The sequence below is a fragment of the Haloferula helveola genome, assembly GCF_037076345.1.
Taxonomy (GTDB): Bacteria; Verrucomicrobiota; Verrucomicrobiia; order Verrucomicrobiales; family Akkermansiaceae; genus Haloferula; species Haloferula helveola.
Genome location: NZ_AP024702.1, coordinates 3,898,133 through 3,921,925 on the forward strand (window position 1 = coordinate 3,898,133; position 23,793 = coordinate 3,921,925).

At 63.4% G+C, this 23,793-nt stretch carries 14 protein-coding genes; 10 read left to right on the forward strand and 4 right to left on the reverse strand.

The genetic code is table 11. The annotated features are described in order from the left end of the window. Window positions 1-56 precede the first annotated feature (56 nt). The 4 genes from HAHE_RS14630 (at window position 57) to HAHE_RS14645 (ending at window position 3,947) form a co-directional block, all read left to right on the forward strand. Window positions 57-1,562, forward strand: coding sequence for a PQQ-dependent sugar dehydrogenase (locus HAHE_RS14630; RefSeq protein ID WP_338685444.1), 1,506 nt, complete (start codon window positions 57-59; stop codon window positions 1,560-1,562). Between the two features lie 142 nt (window positions 1,563-1,704). Continuing rightward, the gene (gene dusB / locus HAHE_RS14635) at window positions 1,705-2,712 is read left to right on the forward strand and encodes a tRNA dihydrouridine synthase DusB (RefSeq protein ID WP_338685445.1); all 1,008 of its coding nucleotides are present in this window, start codon (window positions 1,705-1,707) and stop codon (window positions 2,710-2,712) included. A gap of 63 nt (window positions 2,713-2,775) precedes the next feature. Continuing rightward, complete coding sequence (locus HAHE_RS14640) at window positions 2,776-3,276, forward strand: phage regulatory CII family protein (RefSeq protein ID WP_338685446.1); 501 nt, start codon at window positions 2,776-2,778, stop codon at window positions 3,274-3,276. A 77-nt stretch (window positions 3,277-3,353) separates the two neighbouring features. Beyond that, window positions 3,354-3,947, forward strand: coding sequence for an REP-associated tyrosine transposase (locus HAHE_RS14645; RefSeq protein ID WP_338685447.1), 594 nt, complete (start codon window positions 3,354-3,356; stop codon window positions 3,945-3,947). 225 nt (window positions 3,948-4,172) lie between these two features. On the opposite strand, the gene queC is transcribed toward HAHE_RS14645, so the two are convergent. The 4 genes from queC to HAHE_RS14665 all read right to left on the reverse strand — a co-directional run bounded on the left by queC (window position 4,173) and on the right by HAHE_RS14665 (window position 7,941). Further along, a complete protein-coding gene (gene queC / locus HAHE_RS14650) occupies window positions 4,173-4,853 on the reverse strand; it encodes a 7-cyano-7-deazaguanine synthase QueC (protein ID WP_338685448.1) in 681 nt (226 codons plus the stop codon). A gap of 57 nt (window positions 4,854-4,910) precedes the next feature. Next, window positions 4,911-5,270 (reverse strand): preQ(1) synthase, encoded by a 360-nt coding sequence (gene queF, locus HAHE_RS14655; protein ID WP_343218213.1) that lies wholly within the window; start codon window positions 5,268-5,270, stop codon window positions 4,911-4,913. A gap of 88 nt (window positions 5,271-5,358) precedes the next feature. Further along, on the reverse strand, window positions 5,359-6,465 hold the full coding sequence (locus HAHE_RS14660; protein ID WP_338685452.1) for a sulfotransferase: 1,107 nt from the start codon (window positions 6,463-6,465) through the stop codon (window positions 5,359-5,361). Between the two features lie 54 nt (window positions 6,466-6,519). Continuing rightward, on the reverse strand, window positions 6,520-7,941 hold the full coding sequence (locus tag HAHE_RS14665; protein WP_338685453.1) for a sulfatase family protein: 1,422 nt from the start codon (window positions 7,939-7,941) through the stop codon (window positions 6,520-6,522). A gap of 158 nt (window positions 7,942-8,099) precedes the next feature. On the opposite strand from HAHE_RS14665, the gene HAHE_RS14670 reads away from it, so the two are divergent. The 6 genes from HAHE_RS14670 to HAHE_RS14695 all read left to right on the forward strand — a co-directional run bounded on the left by HAHE_RS14670 (window position 8,100) and on the right by HAHE_RS14695 (window position 23,483). Further along, window positions 8,100-12,974, forward strand: coding sequence for a beta strand repeat-containing protein (locus HAHE_RS14670; RefSeq protein WP_338685454.1), 4,875 nt, complete (start codon window positions 8,100-8,102; stop codon window positions 12,972-12,974). Between the two features lie 137 nt (window positions 12,975-13,111). Next, the gene (locus HAHE_RS14675; RefSeq protein ID WP_338685455.1) at window positions 13,112-14,614 is read left to right on the forward strand and encodes an arylsulfatase; all 1,503 of its coding nucleotides are present in this window, start codon (window positions 13,112-13,114) and stop codon (window positions 14,612-14,614) included. 87 nt (window positions 14,615-14,701) lie between these two features. After that, window positions 14,702-15,295, forward strand: coding sequence for a sigma-70 family RNA polymerase sigma factor (locus HAHE_RS14680; protein ID WP_338685456.1), 594 nt, complete (start codon window positions 14,702-14,704; stop codon window positions 15,293-15,295). Next, window positions 15,292-17,349 carry a serine/threonine-protein kinase gene (locus HAHE_RS14685; protein ID WP_338685457.1) on the forward strand — a complete coding sequence of 686 codons (2,058 nt, stop codon included), beginning with the start codon at window positions 15,292-15,294 and terminating at the stop codon, window positions 17,347-17,349. The genes HAHE_RS14680 and HAHE_RS14685 overlap by 4 nt, the downstream gene beginning before the upstream one ends. A gap of 146 nt (window positions 17,350-17,495) precedes the next feature. Next, a complete protein-coding gene (locus HAHE_RS14690) occupies window positions 17,496-20,213 on the forward strand; it encodes a hypothetical protein (protein WP_338685458.1) in 2,718 nt (905 codons plus the stop codon). Between the two features lie 75 nt (window positions 20,214-20,288). Further along, window positions 20,289-23,483 carry a sulfatase-like hydrolase/transferase gene (locus HAHE_RS14695; RefSeq protein WP_338685459.1) on the forward strand — a complete coding sequence of 1,065 codons (3,195 nt, stop codon included), beginning with the start codon at window positions 20,289-20,291 and terminating at the stop codon, window positions 23,481-23,483. Window positions 23,484-23,793 lie beyond the last annotated feature (310 nt).

Sequence of the window (23,793 nt, forward strand, 5' to 3'; positions counted from 1 at the left end):
GCGGGGCTCGCTTGGTTGGGAGGATGCGTGGTAAACTTTGCTTGCTGGGAATCGGGATGGCGGCCGTTGTTTCGGCCCAGAGCATTCCGGACAGCGGGCTGACCTTCGAGTTGGTCGAGGTGGCGACCGTTCCCGATTCGGCTTCGGGGAATTCCGCTCCGCCGCGCATCAGTGTCGTGACGCAGGATCCGATGGGGGAGCTGTTTGCGAACGATCAGCGTGGGCCGCTCTATCACATCGACGAGAGCAGCGGGGTGGTGACCGAGTTTCTCGATCTGCGCGACTACCCGACGATTCCGGTGACCTCCACCTTCGAGGCAGGATTCCAAGCTTTCGCCTTCCATCCCGACTTCTATGAATCCGAAGCTGACGGCTACGGCTGCTTCTACACGATCCACAGTTGCAGTAACACGACGCCCACGCCCGACTTCGACACTTCCGGCTCGGCTGGGTTTCACACCTTGCTCCTCGAGTGGAAGGCGGCGGGTCCCGGCGCGACGACCTTCACGCCGGCGAATCCTTCGACGCCGTTTCGCGAGGTGATGCGGCTCGACCAGCCCTACGGGAACCACAACGCCGGACTGATCGCCTTCAACCCGACGGTTACCCCGGGCGATTCCGATTACGGGATGCTCCGTATTTCGATCGGTGACGGTGGGTCGGGAAACGATCCCCAGAATAACGGTCAGACTTTGAGCAATCCCTTCGGTGCGATCCTGCGCATCGACCCGCTCGGCAATGACAGTGCCAATGGCGCTTACGGCATTCCCGCCAATGCGTTTGCCACCGACATGAGTGCGGGGACGCTCGCGGAGAACTATTGTGTCGGGCTGCGCAATCCCCAGCGATTCGGGTGGGATCTGGTGACCGGTGAGGCCTTCATCGCGGACATCGGGCAGAATCTGTTTGAGGAAATCAACCAGATGGCGGATGGAAGCAACTTCGGGTGGAAGGGGTGGAATCCGGGGGACGGCGACAGCGGCAACGTGGCGTTTGTCGATCCGGTCGCGGGCTATTTCCACGGCACCGGATTCGCGAGTCCTGCGATCACCACCGGCAGCAAGGCGGTCACCTGTGGCGAGGTTTCACGCGGGGCGTGCATTACGGGTCTGGAGGGTGTGCTGATGGTGGCGGATTTTCCGAATGGCCGGGTGTTCCGACTGAATGTCGACACCGACCCGCTGGACGGCGGAATCGACGGTCTGGATGAGATCCGATTCAAGGACGGCCCCTCGGGGAGCCGGTCGACGTTTCTCGACCTGATCAACTCGGTGAGGGATTCGCGTGGGCTGTCGGATGCGAGCCGCACCGACATTCGGTTCAGCGTCAACACTCCGGGGCGGATCTTCCTTTCGAACAAGCAGGACGGCGTGATCCGGAGAATGGTGCCGAACGAGGAGCCGGCGATCGATCTGGCGGCGGACGGAACGCTGGAATTCAACGGGATTCTCCAGGTGAGTGATGATCTGCTCGATTGGCAGGATGTGATTCCGCAACCGGAGCAGGGTGAGGCGGCGGATGTTTCGGCGCCGAGGCGGTTTTACCGGAGCGTGAGAAGGTAGGGACGAGCGCCCCGCTCGTCCGCCGCGGAAGGACATGATGTGACACTCCTCCAGACGGACGAGCGGGGGCGCTCGGCCCTACCTTTGTGGCGCCCGATATTGACGCTTTTGACGATCGGGTGCATCGGGCTAGATTCGGCCCGTGCTGCACTGGTTCCAGAACGATGCGTTTCCGCTCTACCTCGCCCCGATGGCGGGGGTGACGGACGTCGTGTTCCGTCAGATCTGCAAGGAACTCGGCGCCGACGTGATGGTCACCGAGTTCGTTTCGGCCGAAGGCATCATGCAGGCCGACGACCGCACGCGGAAGTACACGGAGTTCACCGACGAGCAGCGTCCCGTCGGGGTTCAGCTTTTCGGTGCGGACGGAGAACGCATGGGCGAGGCGGCACGTAAGGTGGTCGATTGGAAGCGCCCCGACTTCATTGATATCAATTTCGGATGTCCGGTGAACAAGGTGGTGTCGAAGAACGGCGGATCCTCGCTTCTCAAGGATTGCCCGGTGCTGGAATCGGTCGCTTCCGGTGTGGCGAAGGCATGCGAAGGGATCGTGCCGGTGACGGCGAAGATCCGGATCGGCTGGGACGAGCAGTCGGTCAACGCGGTCGAGGTCTGCAAGATTCTCGAAGGCGCGGGCATGCAGGCGATTTCGATCCACGGTCGTACGCGATCCCAAGGATACGGTGGTGAGGCAAACTGGGAGGTGATCGATGCTTGCGCGCGGGCGGTCAGCGTGCCGGTGGTCGGAAATGGCGACATCGCGACCGGTGAGGACGTCGAGAAGCGCCGCACCGAGACGGCCGTGAGCGGGGTGATGATCGGTCGGGCCGCGATGCAGAATCCATGGGTGTTCCGTCAGGCGAAGCATTACCTCGCGACCGGCGAGCAGATGGCTCCGGTGCCGCTTGAGGAACGCTGGAAGCTGGTGATCCGCCATTGCCGGATGGCGGCGGAGAGCCGCCGCTACGGCACCGAACGCCATGCGATCATGGCGATGCGGGCCCGACTGATGGCCTATTGCAAAGGCTTTCCGGGCGCCAAGGAACTGCGCCAACGGCTTTGCAAGGTCGAGAGCGTGGCCGAGGTCGAGGGTATCGCCGAGTCGTCACTCGCGACGGCGGCCGGGGAGCCGATCGAGGCCCGGGCGTAGGCTGCGAAGGCGGGTGATTTTTCGCTCTTCCGGAGGGTGAAACGGGCTGCTAGCGTCCGCGGCATGGAAAGTCACGAGGTGCTGCGTCAGGCATTTTCGAAAACCAGCCCGAAGGCCGTTGCGGCCGATCTCGGTGTCTCGTTGTCACTGGTTTACAAGTGGGCGGAAAAGCAGTCCGAGGATGGCTCGGGAAGCCGCAATCCGCTCGACCGGTTGATGAAGATCGTCGAGCTCAGCGGCGACTGCAAGATCGTCGAGTGGCTGTGCCAGCAGAGCGGTGGCTACTTCGTGAGGAATCCCGAGAGTTCCTGTGAGCAGGGCTACGAGGTGCTGCCGGCAACCAACGAGATCGTCGGTCAGTTCTCGGGCCTGCTGCAGCGGATCTCAACAGCCGCGCTCGACCATTCGATCAACGCGCAGGAGGCCAAGGAGATTCGCGAGTGCTGGGACAAGCTCAAGAGCTACGCCGAGGGCTTCGTCCGCTGCTGCGAAGAGGGCGACTTCGAGCAACTGCTCCACATCCCGCCCCCGAGCGAGGGGCCGAAGCGCTACTACTCGGCGTAAGTCCGCCGATGGCGTCAGCGGACCGCGCGGCTCCGACCGCGCCCCGGAGCCCCCGCGTTCGAACGGCATGAGATCCGATGACCGACCCGGAGAAGCGGCAAGGCTGGAACCGCCGCGGTTATCTTCCGCATCTTGATGTGCCGGGCCGTGCGCAGGGCGTGACGTTCCGCTTGGCGGATTCGTTGCCGGTCCACGTTGTCGAAGGTTGGCGAAGCGAACTGGCAGGCCTTCCGGACGAAGAACATGCCCGTGAGCTCGAGAGGAGAGTCGCCGGCTGGGAGGATGCGTGCCACGGGGAATGCGTGCTGCGGGACGGGCGGTGTGCGGCCGTTGTCGCGGATGCGCTCCGATTCTTTGACGGAGAACGATACCACTTGATCGAATGGTGCGTGATGCCCAACCACGTCCATGTCCTCCTGGTCATGGGGGAAGGGCATTCATTGGGTGGAACGATCGGGTCGTGGAAGCGGTTTACGGCAAATCGGATCCATGAACTTCTGAACCGCGCAGGCCAGCTATGGGCGCCCGATTACCATGACCGCCTGATCCGTGACGAGGCGCATCTGGCGAGGGCGGTCCACTACGTCCGAATGAATCCGGTGAAGGCAGGGCTCTGCGATCGCCCCGAGGATTGGAGGTGGGGTTCGGCCTGGGAGGCGGGAAGTCGGTAAGATGGACCGCGCGGCTCCGACCGCGCTTCTTTGGACCGGGGTTCCGGGGCGCGGTCGGAGCCGCGCGGTCCGCCTGCAGCACCAGGTAGGCGGCGGCATTCCTTGGTTGAGGAACTGACCACTGGCTACCGACTACTGATCACCAAGGCTGGGGCGGCCCGTTGGGGTGATTCGCAAGACTCGGGTTCCGGGGCGCGGTCGGAGCCGCGCGGTCCGCCTGCGGCGCTAGGGGAGCTCGGGGATCGGCGGGGTGGCGAGGTAGTCGGTCGGGTCTTCGAGGCCGGCGAGTTGAAACGCCTCGCGGCGTTCGACGCAGGTCCCGCAGGTGCCGCAGTGGACGTCGCCGCCTTTGTAGCACGACCAGGTTTCGCGGAAGTCGATGCCGAGCTCCGCGCCGCGACGGGCGATCGCGGTCTTGTCCATCGCGATGAACGGCCGCAGCAGTTCCACCTGTTCGTAGGTCCCGTGCGTCATCGCGGCCGCCATGGACTCCATGAACGGTTCGCGGCAGTCCGGATAGATCGCGTGGTCACCGGAGTGAGCGGCGATCGCAAGGCCCGCGGCGCCGACGCTCTCCGCGAAACCGCAGGCGATCGCCAGCATGATGCCGTTGCGGAAGGGGACCACGGTCCGCTTCATGTTCTCCTCGGCGTAGTGGCCGTCCGGAATGTCACCTCCGCTCTGCAAAAGATCCGAGCTGAAGTGCTCGTCGATGAATCCGAGAGGGATCACATGATGCGCGACCCCGGCCCGTTCGGCGTGGAGTTTGGCAAACGGGATTTCCCTGGCGTTGTGCTTCGAGCCGTAGTCGAACGAGAGAGCCGCGACGACCTCATGGTCACGTCGTACTTCGTGGAAGGCGGTCACCGAGTCCATCCCGCCGCTGAGCAATACCACTGTCTTCATCCTTCGTGGAAAACTGAAACTCGAAGTTTGAAAGTTGAAGTTTCGAGTTTGGACCTTTCACCCCTCCGGATGTTTCGCTTCGCAGGTGAGTTGGATGCCGCCGCGGGCGCCGAACTTGCCGCTGACAGTCAGTTCGGTCGGGTCGAGCGCCTCTACGAGGTCATCGAGGATCCGGTTCACCACGACCTCGTTGAATGCCGGCGTGTTGCGGAAGGAGGCGAGGTAGAATTTGAGCGACTTCGTTTCGACGCAGCGCTCGGCCGGGATGTAGCGGATCACGATGTGCGCGGTGTCGGGCTGGCCTGTGACCGGACACAGCGAGGAGAACTCCGGGCAGTCGAGCGTGATCCAGAAGCGCCGGCCGGGCCGGCAGTTGTCGAAGGTCTCGAGCTGGGCCTCGTCGGGCGACGCGGGCAGCCGGTTCTCGGAGTGTCCGAGCAGGGTGAGGTCAGTGGGGTTCACGGCCGCGAGGCTAGCGGGCGGGGCGGGGGCTGTCGATGGCGGGTCATGGATCGTATCCCCACTGGTCGTAGGCGAAGGCCAGCCGGTCCGCGATCATCGCGGCCAGATCGGGATCTTTCGGCCGCTGGTTCGGTCGGAAACCGGCAATGGAATCGAGGTAGGTCCGGATCGAGTCCCTCGAATCATCATCCAGTTCCCAGCCGAAATTGCGGTAGATGTCCTCCACTCCCTTCATCGGATCCTCGCGGAAGTCCTCGTAGCGCACTTCGGTGTAGTGGCCGGGTTCGATGCGCTCCCGTTGTTCGAGGTGGAGAGGTATGATGCGCGCATAGTTCATGAGGATGCGCTCCATGACCGGCGTCTCGCGCAGGGGCTGCAGCGAGAGATGCCGGGTGAGAGCCTCCGCCATGCGCACGCTCGAGCGGGCCACATCCGCCGGGTGGCGCACGATGTGGATGAAGCGTGCTCCGGGGAACGTCTCGCGGAGAAAGTCGAGCCTCGCCGTGTTGGAGGGGTTCTTGAAAAGCAGCGGCCGCTTGCCGCCGTCGATCAGACTGACCTTGCGGGCGAGCAGATCGTAGTTCGCCCGGAAAGTTTCCAGTTCACCCGGTTCCAAATCGTCGAAGAACAGGGCCCGGTTCGAGTTCCGCTCGGCATCGCGGGGGAAGAACGGACTGTGGAAGGCGCTGACGGATCCCATCAGGGCGAGAGCGAGTTCCTCTTCCTGTGGTTCCTTGGGCGCGAGCTGGACGCTGTCCGCCATCCGTTCCTCGGGTGCGATGCGTCCGAGCAGCTTTTCGAAGGCACCGGCGAAGCGCATCGCGCCGAGCGGACGGACCGTCTGGGCGAGGTTGATGAAGGCGAAACGTCCCGAGCGGGAAAGGACGTTGTGGAGGAAGGTCGTGCCGCTGCGCCAGTGACCGACGATGAAGGTCGGCGGTTCCGGGAATTCATGTTCGCGGATCGGGTCCGCGTAGATTCTCCGCTCGAGCGCGTTGCCCGGAATTTGCGCGAGCACGCCCGCCCAGGTCAGCATCTGGGTAGGGATGGAGCGGAACGAGTAGGGCCAGTGCCGACGGTAGAGTCGGAGGAAAACCCTCCAGTGGCAGTTGGCGAGTGGGTGAAACAGGGTGGGCTCTCGTTTCCGCATGAACGGCCTGACCTAAGCGCAGCCCCTGCCAATCTGCCACCGGCGATTGAAAAATCAGCGTTTGGAGCCCTTTTTCTCAAACTTCTCGCCGTTGTCGGCGGGCATCGACCGGTGCCATTCGAGCAACAGCTTCTTCAGCCGCTCGACTTCCTTCGGATGTTTGTCGGCGACGTTCTTCTTCTCCGCCCGGTCTCTGCCGAGGTGATAGAGTTCCGGTTTGCTGCCGTCGTACTCGCACAGGAGCTTCCAGTCGCCGTCGCGGATCGCGAGGTCGGGGAGGTCGCGTTTTCCTCCGGGCATGCGGACCGGGCGGTCCGGCGGGCGACGGAAGAATATCGGCGCGGACCGCGAGGCTTCCGACTTTCCGACGAGCGTGTCGGGAAGTGCTTCACCGTCGAACTCGACCCCGTCGGGGGATTCGCTTCCCGTGAGTTCGAGCAGTGACGGAACCAGATCGATGGCGGAGAAAACGGAACGGGTGTTGGTGGTGCCACGCTTGTCGTCGGGAACGAAGCCCGGTCCCCAGACAACCAGCGACGATCGGATGCCTCCCTCGTAGAGCTCGGTCTTTGCTCCGGTGAACGGACCCGACGAACCGGCTCCGGGCTCGGGGCCGTTGTCGGAGCAGACGATGACCAGCGTGTTGTCGCGAAGCTTCTCGCTGTTGCGGATGTGATCGAAGACCGGTGAGAGTTGCTCGTCCATGGTGTCGAGCACGCCATGATAGAGCGCCCGCTTTCCGTCGCCCCGGCGCGCCTTCGGCGGATAGAATGGCGAGTGGACGTCGTCGGGCCAGAGGTTGACGTAAAACGGCTCGTCCGCGCTTTCCGCCTGACGGATGAACGCCAGCGCGGCATTGGCGAAGGACTTGGTCACCAGCGAGCGGTCTTCCCAAACGATCGGTCCGTGTCCAAGGCTGGCCGATCCGAGATCGTGCCTTTTCGGCGGCTTGCCGTCGTAGGCGTCGCACAGCGGTAGCACGCGCGGGCCGAGGCCCTCGAAGTTGGTCAGCGACTTGTCGAATCCGTAGGCGGTGATCAGCGGTGCGTCGGCGACGTCGCGCTGTCCTCCCATGTGCCACTTGCCGAAGTGGCCGGTCCGGTAGCCGCCTTGCTTCAGCGAGCGGGCGAGCATCGGAGCTTTCGGATCGAGCCAGTCGGCGATGCCCCGCCCGGCATTCGCCTGACGATGGGCGAGGAACGATCCGATCCGCCAGCGTTGCGGGTACTGGCCGGTGGAGATGGCGGTGCGCGATGGCGAGCAGATGGGCGAGTTGACGTAGAACTGCTCGAACCGGAGTCCCTCCTTCGCGAGCCGGTCAATGTGTTGGGTCTCCACGGCCGTGTTGCCGAAACAGGAGAAGTCGCCCCATCCCATGTCATCGATGAAGACCAGCAGGACATTGGGTTTCTCCGCCGCAGTCAGGGAAGCGGCGGGAAGAAAGAAGGGAATGAGGAAAAGCGCGAGTCGTCGCATGTGGGAAAACATCTCGCCAGATACCCTCGCGTTCCCCGGATTCTCCCGCAAGGACGGGATTTCGGGGGGAGGCAGCCCACGAATTCCCCAGATTTATGCAGAAACGTGTTTACGTTTTCATTTCTGAGGTCGTAGGTGATTGGAAACCTATAAAACCCATGAAAAACCCAATCTGCTGCATTGCTGTGGCCGGAGGGCTCGTGCCGTTTTCGCACGCTGCCGACATCGTCAAGGCCGGGAATACGACCAGTATGGTCAACGGAGGATCCTGGGTCGGCGGTGTCGCTCCCACCGCGTCCGATACCGCGGTCTTCGACGACACTTTCACCGCGACCGGAAGCCAGTTTACCGGAGGCCAGCTTGAGTGGGGCGGCCTGCGGGTGGAAGGGACGACCGTCACGTCGCGCATCAACCTCAACAATGGCGGCACCAACTGGGTCGGCGTCGGGGCGGGGGGGATCGACATGTCGGCCGCGCCGCGGGACTTGCTGGTGGCCAGCTTCCACGTCAGCGACGACCAGGTTTGGAACATTCCCAGCGGTCGCACGCTGGAGATGGGACTCCGCAGTGACAACAGCCCGAACAACCGGCGATTCGACGGTCCCGGAAACGTGATCGTGACCGGAGATGGCTTGGTCCGGATCAACGGCGATGGCTCGGATGGCATTCTCTGGCAGGGGAATCTCACCGTGCAGAGCGGAGCGACCGTGCAGATGGAAGCGCCGGAGGCTTACGGGCTGACCGGCAACGGCAGCAGCGTGACGGTCGAGGCGGGTGGCACGCTGATCAACACCGCGAACATCAACGTCCGGGGCGAAGCGGTTTTCCTCGCGGGTGACGGTGACGGCGGTGGTGCCTTCCAGCACACCGGTCCCAACGCCCAGCAGCTTTTCTCGGATGTCACTCTGACCGCCGACGCGTCCGTGGGTGGCACCGGCCGCTTCGACATCGGCCTCAACGGAGTGGATCCGCCCTCGACCGTGATTCTCGATTTGGCCGGATTCACCCTGACCCGAACCGGAAGCTCGCAGACGCAGATCAAGGGCGGCACCGTTTCGGCGGGGAACCTCGACATCGTTTCGGGGGTCATCGGATTGGAAGGCGGTGTCACGCTGGCCGGTGGCGGCATGGGGACGATCACCGTTCGGAATGGAGGCGAGCTCCGCGTCTATCGTGGACTTAACGCCGTGCTCAGCACGATTGAGCGGGACATCATCTTCGAAGGAGGCGCGCTGTTCCAGTGGACCGGCGTCAATTCGGCGGAAGCGGTGGACGAGACGATCGGCGCGCCCGTTACCCTGACCGGCGATGCCGAGATTGAGATCGATGGTGGCGCGGGCTCGGTGCTCGAGTTTTCGAACGCGATCAGCGAGAGCGGCGGGTCGTTCGGGATCCTCAAAACATCGCCCAACACGCTGCTCCTCTCGAATGCCAACACCTTTACCGGACTGACCGATGTCTCCGCAGGCACGCTGCAGGTGGATGGTTCGTTGGCCGGGCCGGCGTCGGTCGCCGTGGGTGCGGTGCTTGGCGGCAGCGGCTCCATCGATGGCCTCGTCAGTGTTGCGGGAGATCTCTACCTCGATGGAACTGCGGGTGCCACGGGAGGGCTGGCGAATTCTGCGAGCGGAGCGGTCATCGACCCGGCGGGGCCCGGCGTGATCGGGGCGATCGATACCGCCTCCCTCGATCTGAACAATGCCGACCTCTATTTCGATCTCAACGGTCTTGCCTCGACCGACACGCTGACGATTGCAGCCGACGGCGCGTTCCTGGCCAGCGGGCTAACCTTCGTCTACGTCGACGAATTCGCCGAGTGGGAAGTCGGTGACTATCCGCTGATCCAGTACTCCGGGGCCACCACGCCGCCCGATCCGGATCCGACGGTCTACCTCGACCTCCAGACCGATCTCGGCCACGCGACCGGCTCGTTGGTCGATACCGGCTCGGCGATCGTGCTGCGCATCACCGCGGTTCCGCCGTCGGTGTGGGATGGTGCGGTGGACGCGAACTGGGATCTCGCGACCCTGAACTGGCAGTCGACCGATGGCCTGTTCGTGACGGGCGACGTGGCGTTCTTCGACGACACCGCAAGCGGCACCACCGATGTGAACCTCGATTTGCTCGTCGAGCCCGGTTCGGTGACGCTTAACCACTCGACCAACGACTACACGATCACCTCCGCCGCCGGCACCGGTGATATCTCCGGCCCGCTCACGACTCTCGTGAAGAACGGCACGGGCACGGCGACGATCGCGACCAAGAACTCCTTCGGTGGCGGAACGATGATCAATGACGGCACGCTCTTCCTGAGCCGGAGTGTCGATCTCGGCGGCGGGCCGATCATTGTCGAGGACGCCGCGCTCGGAACCGGCCCGATCGAGATCAACGCGCCCGGGGTTTTCCAGGTCGCGGTGAATGCCTCATTGCCGAACATCATTTCCGGCGACGGCGCCGTGCTGAAGAGCCACCCGACTTCCGGGACCTACACGACCTTCGCCGGGGCCAACACCTACACCGGACTCACGACCATTGAGAACGGCTCGCTTGCGATCGGTGATCCCACCGCGCTCGGTGACGTTTCTGCGGGAACCATCGTCGAGGACGCCGCCCGCTTGGCCATTGGCAACCCGCTGCCCAACGGCAGCACCGTCAGCGAGCCGGTGACGCTGGTGGGTGGCCCGACGACGGCACTTCCGGATTTCCATGTTCTCAACAGCCGCACCGGAATCATCTGGGATGCCACGCTCAGCGTCGAAGGCGACTCCATCCTCGCGTTTGATGCCGGCACTTCGATCGACTTCGCGGCGGCAACCGCGCTCGATTATTCGGGAGGCGGAAGTGGTGCGAACGTGATCTTCCAAGGGGACGGCCTCGCCGGGGTTTCGGGATCGATCGACCTCGGGACGGGAAGCATTTCTCACGAAGGCACCGGGACGCTGACTCTCAGTGCTGGCTCGCACAGCTTCGTCGATACGACCGTGGTCGAGGGGACGGTCGCATTGACCGGCGACGGCCAGCTCGGCAGCGGTATCAACAGCGCCGCATCCGGGGCATTCTTCGGTTTGGAGGGCACGCTGAACGCTCCCTTGACGGCGGTTTTGACCGGTGACGGAACGCTGATCAAGACCGGCGGCGGAGTTGCCGAGTTGGGAGTGGCACACAATCTTGCAGGGGGCACGCAATTGGACGACGGACTGATTCTGGTCGGCAGCGACGGCCTCCTTGGCACAGGCCAGATCTTCATCAATGGCGGCAGCGTCGCGCCCGCCGATGCAACGCCGCGCACCTTCGCGAACCCGGTGCTGATCGGTGACAATCCGGCCTTCGGTGATGTGAGCGGCACCTATCCAGCGGCGATGACCTTCACCGGAGACATCGATTTCGCCGCGGCCACCCGCACGGTCCGGATCTACAATCCGACCACGTGGACCGGCACCTCCGGCACGGCTCCGGGTCAGGGAGGGATCCAGGTGAAGAACGGTCTCGCCACCCTGACGGTTCAAGGTGATGCGAACTGGGATGGGATTCTCGAAGTCCGCGAAGGATCGATCGTCATCGATGGTGCCTCGTTGGTCAGTGGGGATGCGATCCGTGTGATGTGCATTCTGAATGGGGGAACCTCCGAGTTCTCGGTGATCAACGGCGGCTCGGCGGAGATCACCAATGCGAACGCGAACCTGCGACTTGGTTACGGCGTCAGTGATCCGACCAGCACGAACGATGCGACCATTGCCGGCGACCTGATCCTCACCGCCGGGGGTGGCGGCGGCAAAGTCCAACTCGGAACCAACTCGGCATCGACGACCCTGAATCTCCTGAGTGGCGGCAACATCTTCTGCGCCGCGGTGCAGGATTTGGATGCAGCCGCAGCGACGACCGTGAATCTCGATGGTGGAACGTTCACTGTGATCGTGGATGGTGCGAACAGCGCGCTGAACGGGTTCATGGAAGGACTCGATGCGGTCAATGTCCTCGATGGCGGAGTCTTCATCGACACCAACGGCAACGACGCCCGACTTAACCAGGGGATGCTTGCCGGCGGTGGCGGAACGGGAGGTCTGACCAAGCAGGGTGCCGGGAATCTCACCTTGGGCGGTGCCAACAGCTACGGCGGATCGACCGTCGTGGAAGCCGGCACGCTCACGCTGCTTTCGCCAGGGACGTCGGGCACGGGCACGGTCGACGTGCAATCGGGAGCGATCCTGGCGGGCGACGGAACCGCATCGGGTGACGCGACGATCACCGGCACCATTTCACCCGGAACTTCGGTGGGTGCGCTCACCGTGGCCGGCGAACTGACCTTCGGTCCGGACTCGTCGTATGACTGGGAGGTTTCCGACTGGCTGGCATTCATCGCGGGCACCGATTACGACACGATCGGTGCGGACTCGCTCAATATCACCGCGACGATGGCCAACCCGGTCACGATCAACGTGGCGGATCTTGCGCTCGCGAATTTCAGCGAGACGACGACCACCTTCACCCTGGTGACGACCGCCTCCGGCATCACCGGCTTCAGTGCCAACGCATTCGTTGTCGACGGCGCTGCATTCGCGGTCTCCACCGGTGCCCTCGGCACGTGGGCGGTCCAGCAGAACGGCAACGACCTCGAGCTCGTCTACACGGCCGGCGTGGCGAACGACTACGACACCTGGGCGGGCCTCTACGGACTGGATCCCAACACCGACGGTGCTCCGGGTGAGGATCCGGACATGGATGGCCTCACGAACGAGGAGGAGTACGCGTTCGGACTCGATCCGACTGATCCGTCGGATGTGAATCCGATCAAGGCACCGCTCACCAAGGCAGGTGGAACGTTCACCTACACGCGTCGCGATCCGAACGAGACCGGACTGACTTACACAACGGAGACGAGCACCGATCTCGCGGGCTGGCCGGATGATCTCGGGGCGGTTGAGAACGTCGACAGTGACACCGGGGCCCCGTATCACATCCAGACGGTCACCGTCACGGTCACGCCCGCTTTGCTGGCGAACCCGGCGCTGTTCGCCCGCGTGTCGGCCGAGTAGGACCGGACGGATGCGGCAGGAGAGGGGGCGGTTTGGCGAGCCGCTCCCCAATTGCCGGCAATTCGGGTGTCCCAATTCCGGCGGGACCGGCTCATCTTGGAAGGATTCGCGGTCGTTCCGCGTCCTAGTCCATTCCCATGAAGGCCTTCACCCTCCCGCTTTGCGCCGCCCTGATCAGCTCGGCCCTTCCGGCTTTCGCCGGACAGAAGCCGAACATCCTCGTGCTCTACGCCGATGACCTCGGCTTCGGCGATCTCACTTGCTACAACCCGGATTCGAAGATCCCGACGCCGAATCTCGACCGGCTCGCGTCGGAAGGCCTTTCCTTCCGCGACGGCCACTCGTCCTCGGGGATCTGCACGCCCTCGCGCTACGCGTTGCTGACGGGCCGCCACCACTGGCGCGACTTCCATGGGATCGTCGGCGCGCTGGGTGGCACGGTTTTCAAAGAGGGACAACTCACGCTGCCCGGTATGCTCAAGGCCAACGGCTACCGGACGGCGGCGATCGGGAAATGGCACCTCGGTTGGGACTGGGACGCCATCCGCAAACCGGGAACGCCGAAGAAGTCGGTCAAACACTCGGACTTCGATTGGTCGAAGTCCGTGCCGGAGGGACCGATGTCGATCGGCTTCGATTCTTACTTCGGCGACACGGTGATCAACTTCCCGCCCTACGCGTGGATCGAGGACGACAAGCTGGTGAAGGCACCCGACACCCAGATGGACACCAAGGTGTGGCCGACGATCAAGGAGGGCAACTGGGAGTGCCGGCCCGGGCCGATGGTCACGGGTTGGAATCCCTACGAGAACATTCCGACGACCACCGCCAAAGGGGTCGAGACGATCAAGAGTCTGGCCGCCGAGGAGGAGCCGTTCTTCCTCTACTTCGCCTTCCCGTCGCCTCACGCGCCGATCATCCCGAACGACAAGTTCGACGGCAAATCGAAGGCGGGTCCCTACGGCGACTTCGTTTTCGAGACCGATGACTCGGTCGGCCAGTTGCTCGCCGCACTCGAGGAGTCCGGCGAGGCGGACAACACGATCGTCTTCTTCAGTGCCGACAATGGTCCGGAGCGCTACTGCTACGCCCGCGACGAGAAGTTCGACCACTGGTCGTCCCATCCCTTGCGCGGCTGCAAAAGGGACATTCATGAAGGCGGCCATCACGTGCCTTTCATCATCCGCTATCCCGGGGTGACCAAGGCGGGAACGACCACCGACGCGCTGGCGTCGCAGACGGACGTCTTCGCGACGCTGGCCGAGTCCGCCGGATGCGAGCTTCCGGAGAAGTCCGGTGCCGAGGATTCGTTCTCGTTGATGCCGGTTCTGAAAGGTGCGCCGACCAGCGGACGGGAGTCGATCGTCCACAACACCAAGGCCGGGCAGTACGCGCTGAGGCACGGCGATTACCTCCTCATCGATTCGAAAACCGGGCACCTCTCCGGAGTTCCGAAGTCGTGGCTGGAGAAGCACGACACGCCGGCCGAGAAGGGGCCGGTGCACCTTTACAATCTGAAGGACGACATCGGACAGCGGAAGGACCTGGCCGAAGCGATGCCGGAGAAGGTGGAAGAGCTTAGGAAGAAGCTCGCCAGTCTCCGGGAGAGCAAGGCGACCGCACCACGTCTTGCAGAATGACCCATCGGCATGGGCACGACCATTCAGCATACGGTCAGCCCTGAATTTCCTCGGCAGCCCGTGGCCGTCCGACTAGAACGGCCAACGGTGGAGCCGTACGAAACACGTCACAGTCTGATCCGTCGGGCCTGCGATCCGGGCGACCAGCGGGCATGGGTCGAGTTCGTCGAGAACTACCGGCGGTTCATCTGCTACATCCTCCACGAGATCGGAGTCGGCCGGGACGAGGTCGATGACCTAGCGCAGCAGATCCTTGTCCGCCTCACCCGCGACCTGCCGACCTACGACCGTTCCCGGGCCCGGTTCCGCTCGTGGCTCGGAGCGGTAATCCGCAATGCCGCCTTCACCCACCTCCGGACCCTGAAACGCCGCAGCGCCCACCTGAGCCGCTACGGCGAGCAGTTGCTGGCGGAAGGGCCCGACGGCGCTTCGTCCGAACTGGAGGAGTTCATCGAGAGCGAATGGAAGACCTACGTTTCCAGTCTCGCCATGGAGCGCGTGCGCTCGGTCTTCCAAGGGCAGGCGATGGAGGTTTTCGAGATGGGGCTGGACGGAAGGTCGGCCGATGAGATCTCCGAGGCGACCGGTCTGAGTATCTCGTCTGTTTACACCCTCCGGAAGCGGGTGAAGAAGCGGCTCTATCTGGAGATCCGAGCATTGACCGCCGAACTCGAGCCATGAGCACGCCGGAGTCCCGCTACACGCCGGACAGGCGACTCGAACGCGCTTACGAGGAGGCGAACCTTCTCGACGACTCGGGGCTTGAAGCACTGTGTCCGTCGTACATCGAACTCGCGGAGTCGGACGTCCGGTATCGCGACGAGACGTCGATCGGAATGGGCTCGCTGAAGGAGGTCTCGAAGTGCTGGGACTGCCGGGCACGCCGGTGGGTGGCGATGGCGCGGCTCCGCGAGGACAGGGGAGCGGAGTTCTACGATTTGTTCGTCAACGAGGCGTGGGTCAGTTCATCGCTGAACCACCCGAACATTATCAACATCTACGACGTCGGCGTGGATGGTGTGGGGCGTCCCTATTTCACAATGGACCTGAAGGGTGAGACCACCCTCGGGGACGTGATCCGCGAGCGCGGGATGAGTGGGCGGCGGGAGCTGCTCGGGATCTTCCTGAGGATCTGCGATGCGGTCTCGTATGCCCACGATCACGGGTTTCTCCATCTCGACCTGAAGCCCGGCAACATCCAGGCCGACCGTTTCGGCGAGGTGCTGGTCTGCGATTGGGGCCTTGCCAAGAAGATTGCCGAGCCCGAGTCGGCTGATGACGGTCTTCCCTTTCCCGGCCAGAAGGAATCGGTGGGAAACATCACGTTGCACGGTGAGATCAAGGGGACGCTCGGCTACATGGCTCCCGAGCAGATCGTGCCGGCGGGGAGGAAGGACGTCCGCACGGATGTCTTCGCGCTTGGCTGCGTGCTCCACGAGATCCTGACGGGCGTGCCGCCATTCACGGGCACTTCCCAGGAGGAGCTTTTGGCGAAGACCGCCCGGGGCACCTTCCCTCCACCGCATTTGCGCCATCCGCAGCGGATGGTGCCGGAAAGTCTCAGCGCGGTGGTGCTCAAGGCCTGCACCGCGGACCCGGAGCAGCGCTATGATTCTGTCGCGGAACTCGCCTCGGAGGTGTCGAAGTATTTGGGCGGCCATGCCACCGTGGCCGAGGAGCCGGGCTTCTTCCGCGCATCCGCCCTGTTCCTGCGAAGGCACAAGCTGCCGGCATCCATCTTCTTCGGAGCGATCGCTGTGGTGATTGTGGTGTCCGGGTTGTTTCTCCAGCGGATCAGCGTCGAACGTCTGGTCACCGAGAGCGAGCGGGGCAGGGCGAGGGAACTTGAAGACGAGGCCGGTCGGCTCGCGGCGCGGGTCGACGAGTCCGCCGCGCGAATCGAGAGTCATCTGGCCGAGACCGCGCAGTCGCGTGAGGAGCTCGCCGCCAAGTTGGCGAAGTCGGCGAACAGCCTGAAGAACCTCGGCGTCTTTTCAGCTCCGGCGAAGTCCATTCCCGAAGCCCGCGGCCTCGCCAAGGTGGCGCTCTCGCTGGATCCAACGAATCAGGAAGCCAGCTTTGAGACCTTCGTGCTGTCCTGCATCCAATTGGACTTTAGATCGGCCCTGGAGGCCGGGGTTCCCAAGAAGCATGAGTTCGCAGGCGATCTCAAGCTTGCCCGGAAGTTCCGGCATTTCGACTTCAGCGGGAGCCGCCGTCCCAGTCCCGAGCAGCTCGCGGGCTTTTTTCGTAAGGCGCGAACGGTGCATCCGGGTCGCGATCCCCTGATGGAGCGGATCCTCAGCTACGACCATGCCGTTCGCAAATCGAGCGCAGGCATCGAGCCGGTCATGGGGCTGGTCGAGTACATGAACGGCGGCGGCGAGCGCGTCATCGGTCGCTACGACCCTGATCACCGCGCATTGTTCCTGTGGTCGGACCGGCCGCTGGTTCTCGCATTGCAGGAAGGTGCCGGGTCCGGGGACTGCGTGCTGAAGTATGCACCGGTGCTCGAACTCACCTTGGATCTCCGTTACCGCTTCAATCTGTCGTCGCTGAACGCGCTTCCGGTCCGCCGGCTTGATCTGCGGAAATGCGAGAATCTGGTTTTCCCGAACCGGATCGAGCTGCGTGACCTTGAGGAGGTCCGAATCCTGCCCGGGCAGATCAATCCCGCGCTTCTGCGCAGCCGCATCGACTGCAGACGCCGCTTCGAGATCGTGGTCGAGGAGTAGTTTTTTCCATCGAGCTGTCCCAATGTCGGTGCGGGCGGTTCATGGAGGGGAAGAGAGGGGCTTCGCGGCTCCGAAACCCGAAAAAAGCCAACATGCTCCCGAACCCGTCCCCTTCGCGACCCCGCGGTCGCTCCGCCAGCCCTTGTTTGCTGGCACTCCTGTCCATCGCGGCCCTTGGTCTGCCGGCCTCCGGCCAGATCGTCCTGAACTCGCTGACCGACTCCCAGATGGTCGGGCAGAACGACTCTGATCCACTCCTCCTCCCGGCGGCACCCGGTGACGGGTGGTTCACCGGCGCCTACGCCGGGACCGTGCGCCAGAGAGCGAGCGGAAACCAGGAGCAGTTGAGAACGCAGTGGTATTTCCGCTTCGATATCGCCGCCCTCAGCGGGATCCAGCCTCACCTGATCCAGTCGGCAACGCTCGATATTCCCCAGATCGGACGGCTGAACACGCTGACGACCAACAATGTGCTTCGGATCTTCGATCCGAACGCGGATTGGGATGACGACGGGGGGAACTACCCGACGTGGAATCTCGGCCGGGAGGCTCCCACTGGGAGTCCGGGGGGAACCTTGCTGGCGGACTTCGGGATGAATTCGTACCAGATCTATGGAACGACGGCTGATCAGTCCGACACCAATGTCGAGGGGGTCTTCACCGTCGATAGCGCCGCGCTGCTGGATACGGTGAAAAGCTGGGCGGCGGATCCGGGAGATAATGAGGGCTTATTCGCCACCTTTGTGCAGGCGGCCTTGGGCGGTCTCGCTTTCGGCACCCCAACACTCACGCTTGAGGTGCTGCCCGACGGTGACAGCGACGGGATGCCTGACGACTACGAGGACGCCACGCCGGGACTCGACAAAACCAACTCGGCGGACGGAGCCCAGGGCGCCAACGACGGCTTGTTCGACGATGACGGACTGACCAACCTCGAAGAATACCTCGCAGGCACCGATCCCAACGTGGCCGACAGCGACAGCGACGGCATCGATGACGGGCCCGAAACCACCGGTGCGTCCAATCCCTTCGGCTCGGAGGCCACCGATCCGCTCGACGACGACTCGGACGACGACGGGTTGCTGGATGGCGAAGAATTGACAGGGCAGTTCAACCCGTGGAGCGGTGGCGTCAGCACGACGGCGCCCGGAGAGGCGACCGACCCCAACTCTGCCGACACCGACGGGGACAATCTCACCGACCTTGAGGAACTCGACGCGGGTAACGGGTCGGTGACCGATCCCAATTCCGACGATAGCGACGGCGACACGCTCTTCGATGACGAGGAGGTGTTGAACGGACTCGATCCGCTCGACGGCTCCGGAGACAACGGCCCCACAGGTGACCCGGATCTCGATACTCTCAGCAATCTCGACGAGATCGTGACCTATGGAACCAGTCCGATCAGCGATGACACCGATGCGGACAACCTGAAGGACCAAGATGAGCTGTCGGGTGCGCTCAACCCCTATCTCGTCGGTCACATTCCGGGCGACCCTCCCGCCGGCAATCCACCTGACGGCGAGCCGACCGATCCACTGGACCCCGACAGCGACGACGACGGCCTTCTCGATGGTGACGAGGTTTCGGGCTCCAACGGGTCCATCACCGATCCCAACGATCCGGACACCGACCAAGACACCTTGCTCGATGGTTTCGAGGTGGAAGGCAATCTCGATCCGAACGACCCGACCGGCGACAACGGTGCCACCGGCGACCCGGACTCCGATACCCTCGACAATGCGGGAGAGCAGACCGCCGGCTCGGATCCGCAGGAAGTCGATACCGACTCCGACACGCTGAGCGATGCCGACGAGGTGTTCGTCCATGGAACGGACCCGACCCGTCAGGATACCGACCGGGATCTCATCCGGGACGACGAGGAACTTGTGGCGGGCGCCGACGGATTCGTCACGCTGCCCACCGATGGCGACAGCGATGACGACGGGCACAAAGACTACGTTGAGATCGAGGCCGGGAGCAGTCCTGTTGACGGGCTCTCCACCCCGACTTTCCCGGCCATCGCGTGGACGGTCGAGGAGATGAGCTCCGCGGCTCTGCTTTCCACCGAAGGCACGCTCCTCTTCGCGGAGAACATCGACGGCGAGGATGTAACGGTGAACGGAATCCCGTTCGTCGGAGCCGTCGATACCCTGACCGAGAAGGCATCCCCGAATCTCCAGACCTTCATGAGCAGCCAATCGCGGTCCTTGAGCGCGGGTAACGTCAACGGGTTCTATGATCTTGAGGATCCGGCGCTCACGCCGCTGGTTACCAGCTTCTGGTTCCAATCCGTCACGGTAGCCGATGCGGATTTCGTTCCCCGTCTCGCGGTCACCGGACTCACTCCCGGGAAGACTTATCTGATCCAATTCGGGCGCGTGGACGATCGCAGCGGCGGCATCATCGACCGCTTCATGACCGCGGATGGCGTCGGCGGAAATGTCGCAACCGATCCCATCGGTCCCACGAACTCGATCTACGGTGGTCCCGACCGGCCGGCGGTGCTCTTCACCGGAACCTTCACCGCCGCCTCCACCGTGCAGGAGTTCTTCTGGGAGCAATTCCTCGCCAACGGTGACCTGACGGGCACCCACATTCCCTTCATCCAGGTGCGGGAGATCGAGGTCGCGGCGGATCTTCGTGTCGTCGCTACCGACCAGAATGGCTCATCCTTCACCGCGACCGTCGAAGGTCTCGATCCGGCCAAGCAGTACCGAATGGTGCGTTCGCTGAACCTGCAGGATGGATTTCCCGATGTGGTGGATGGTCCCCGGCTTCCGGCCGCTGCCACCGATGACTTCACGGATTCGAGTCTTCCGGTTTCCGATCGCGCGTTTTACCGGATTGAGGAAGTACCGTAAGGTGGTTGGTTCACCGTTCCCAAAGCTTCCTCGGGCACCCATCGGGCAGGTGGGTGCCTTCCTTTCCCAAAATCCATGAGTTCAATCCGTCTCAGCTTTCCGGCAGCCCTTCTCGCGCTTGCCGGGGTCGGCCAGGTCCATGCGGACGTCACGCTCTCGACGCTCACCGACAGCCAGTTGGTCGGCCAGAACGACACCGATCCTTTGACCGCTCCCGCAGTTCCGGGCGACGGATGGTTCACGGGCCCCTACAGCGGCACGGTCCGCCAGCGGGAAAGCGGCAGCAACGAGCAGTGGAGAACGCAATGGTATCTCCGCTTCGACATCTCGGCCTTGAGTGGAGTGGATCCGGGTCTGATCACCGGCGCCACCTTCAACATTCTGCAGATCGGCCGGCTCAACACGGTCACCACCGGCAACTCGCTCAAGGTGTTCGATGTGAATAGCGACTGGGATGACGACGGAGGAAATTACCCGACATGGAATCTCGGGCGCGAGGCTCCGACCGGGGCGGGGGGAACGGAGTTGGAGAACTTCGGAACCAACTCCTACCAGCAGTTCGGGACCACAACGGATACGTCCAACCCGGACGTGGAAGGCACCTTCGTCGTCACGGGATCGGCTTTGCTCGATACGGTGAAAAGCTGGGCAAGCGACCCTGCTGACAACGAGGGGCTGCTGGTCACGATGATCAACGTGGGATTCGCGGGACTGGCTTTCGGACCGCCGACCTTGGAGATCACGGTCCTCGTCGACACCGACGGAGACGGGATGCCCGACCAATGGGAGGACGACAACGGTCTCGACAAGACAAGTGGGCTCGATGCCGACCTCGACAACGATGCGGTGGGTGGTCCGGACGGGCTTACCAACCTGGAAGAGTACCAAGTCGGCACCGATCCGCAGGACTCGGACAGCGACGACGACACGCTCTCGGATGGCGATGAGGTGAATGGCACCCTCAATCCGTGGAGCGGGGGAGTGCTCGGGACTCCTCCGGGCGATCCGACCAATCCTTTGGAGGCCGATAGTGACGGGGACGGGACCAACGACGCCGACGAAATCGCGGGCGGTACCGATCCGAATGCGTTTCAACTGTTTCCGTTCGTCGACACCGATGGTGATGGCTACCGAGACGATGCCGAGACGGCCTTCGGCTCGGATCCGAACGACGCCGGAAGCCGGCCGGATCACGCCAGCAGTCCGGCCCAGCCGAACGTGGTGATCATCTACGCCGACGACATGGGTTTCGGCGACGTCTCACGCTACGCGAACCTCTACGGCACCACCCCGCCGGCGCCGACCCCGCGCATGGACTCGATCGGCGAGCAAGGCGTCACCTTTCTCGAAGGGCACTCGAGCAACGGCATCTGCACGCCGAGCCGCTACGCGTTGCTGACCGGCCAGTACAACTGGCGGCTCTTCAACGGTATCACCGGCTACTACTGCTACGGAGGGGCGGGCAAAGAAGAGGTTCCATTGCTCTCGGATGTCACCCTTGCGGAATACATGAAGGGGCGGGGTTACGATACCGCCGCGTTCGGGAAGTGGCACCTTGGCGGCGAGTGGTACGCTCCGGGCGGGAGCCGCATTACCACTAACCCTACCGACCCGACGACCATCGATTGGTCCCGCCTGATCGTGAACCACGCCACGGACCACGGCTTCGACCGCTTCCACGGGATGTGCGTGACGAACAACTTCGGCCCGTACCTGTATGTAGAGGACAACCGGAACACGATCTGGCACCCCGGTGCGAACAGTGGCGCCGGCGGGTATGTTCCGATCGTTCCGGACACCGCCGAGTTTGCTTCCGCGATTGCCGCGAATCAGGCGGCCACCCAAGCGCAGGTGACGGATGGAAGTGCCGCCAATGGAGAAGTAAGGTGGTTCAGCACCGGCGACCTGAACACCGGCGTCCAGTCACCGGGGATCGACTCGAGAGCTTCGCTAGGTGACGATCATTATTCGGCCTTCGATACCGGGCCGCGGATGATCGAGGCGTTTGAGGAATACATTGCCGACCGGGCCGGTGCTTCCGATCCCGACCCGTTCTTCTGCTACGTCCCTCTCTACTATCCCCACAAACCGTGGGTCGTGATCCCTGAGTTCCAGGACGCGGATTATGCGAACGGATACATCTACGGTCCCTTCATGAAGCAGGTGGACTCGATGGTCGGCCGGGTTCTCGATGCACTGGATGCCAACGGCTACGGAGACAATACCGTGATCATTCTGACGGCCGACAACGGTCCGGAGAACTCCGCGATGAGCCACTCGATCGCCTATGGTCGCGATCCGAACGGTCCGCTCCGCGGCAACAAACGCGACGTGTGGGAAGGGGGAACACGGGTGCCGTTCATGGTTCGTTGGCCGGGCCGTTCGGCGGCGGGTTTGATTGTCGAGGACCCCGTCTCACAGGTGGACATCTTCGCCAGCGTGGCGGCCCATTTCGGAGATGAACTTGCCGATGGAGTCGCCACCGATGGCGAAAGTTTCCTCAACCTTCTCCACGGTCAGGCCAAACCCGGGCCCTCCCGTCCCGGCGTGATCATGGCGGCGGGCCGTGGCGATCTGGGAATCGTGACTCCGGGCGGCTGGAAATTCATCGACGGCTCCGGTGGCGGCGACAACAACTCGTGGGACTCTTCGGACCAGACGATTCCCAGCGCCGCGGGTACCAACCAAGGCACTCCGAAACAACTCTTCCGGCTCGATGTGGACCTCGGGGAGGACAACAACCTGATCAGCGGGGTAACATCCGATTCCACGATCCGCAGCGAGCTGACCAGCCAGACCGGCACCGACCTGCTGGGGGTGATCGACGCGCTGCGTGTCTCAGGCACCGCGACGCTCTACGAACGCAGGCCGGACAACGATGCCGACGGCATGCCGAACGAGTTCGAAACGGCCAACGGGCTCAACCTCGATGACCCGTCCGATGCTTCGGAGGATAAGGACGGCGACGGCCAGAGCAACCTCGACGAGTTTGTTTCCGGAACGGATCCGTGCGACGCGGCATCGGCCTTCCGTGTGCTCGATCTGAACAATACCGAGGGCCTGTTCTCGGTCATGTGGCAAGGGCATGCGGGTCGCGACTACACCGCATCGTGGTCGATCGATGGTGAGACCTGGACGGACGCCGGAACCCAAGCCGGCGTGGATGGACCGATGCAGGCCGATCTCGACAAGGCGGCCATCGATGCGCTGGACGGTGTTCCGGGCAACCTCACCCGGCTGTTGGTTCGTGTAGCCGCCGATCTTCCGTAGCGCCGATTGGCGCTTCCTTGCGCCGCGAAGTCGGTGTTTCCGCAAGGGATGGACCGCGAGCTTCAGCTCGCCCCGGAACCCAAGCTGCCGGACCGACGGGGCCGGCTGAAGCCAGCGCTCCATGCGCGATGTCGCCCGCCCACGTTTTTGCTGCGCTGGCGCCCAGAGAAGGACTACTCGGGCTAGAACTGGGAATCAGGTGGTCGAGGTGTCAAAGAGTCAGGATGATTGACGCATAATCGAGGATGTTCGGCGGAGGAATCCGCCTTTTTTCCGGAATGCCGAAGGGATTGATACATTCGGAAAGGCA

Excerpts from the sequence above, each read along its gene's own strand:
- HAHE_RS14630 (WP_338685444.1), top strand. The coding sequence starts at position 57 with ATGGCGGCCGTTGTTTCGGCCCAGAGCATTCCGGACAGCGGGCTGACC.
- HAHE_RS14640 (WP_338685446.1), top strand. The coding sequence starts at position 2,776 with ATGGAAAGTCACGAGGTGCTGCGTCAGGCATTTTCGAAAACCAGCCCG.
- HAHE_RS14645 (WP_338685447.1), top strand. The coding sequence starts at position 3,354 with ATGACCGACCCGGAGAAGCGGCAAGGCTGGAACCGCCGCGGTTATCTT.
- queC (WP_338685448.1), bottom strand. The coding sequence starts at position 4,853 with ATGAAGACAGTGGTATTGCTCAGCGGCGGGATGGACTCGGTGACCGCC.
- HAHE_RS14660 (WP_338685452.1), bottom strand. The coding sequence starts at position 6,465 with ATGCGGAAACGAGAGCCCACCCTGTTTCACCCACTCGCCAACTGCCAC.
- HAHE_RS14665 (WP_338685453.1), bottom strand. The coding sequence starts at position 7,941 with ATGCGACGACTCGCGCTTTTCCTCATTCCCTTCTTTCTTCCCGCCGCT.
- HAHE_RS14670 (WP_338685454.1), top strand. The coding sequence starts at position 8,100 with ATGAAAAACCCAATCTGCTGCATTGCTGTGGCCGGAGGGCTCGTGCCG.
- HAHE_RS14675 (WP_338685455.1), top strand. The coding sequence starts at position 13,112 with ATGAAGGCCTTCACCCTCCCGCTTTGCGCCGCCCTGATCAGCTCGGCC.
- HAHE_RS14685 (WP_338685457.1), top strand. The coding sequence starts at position 15,292 with ATGAGCACGCCGGAGTCCCGCTACACGCCGGACAGGCGACTCGAACGC.
- HAHE_RS14695 (WP_338685459.1), top strand. The coding sequence starts at position 20,289 with ATGAGTTCAATCCGTCTCAGCTTTCCGGCAGCCCTTCTCGCGCTTGCC.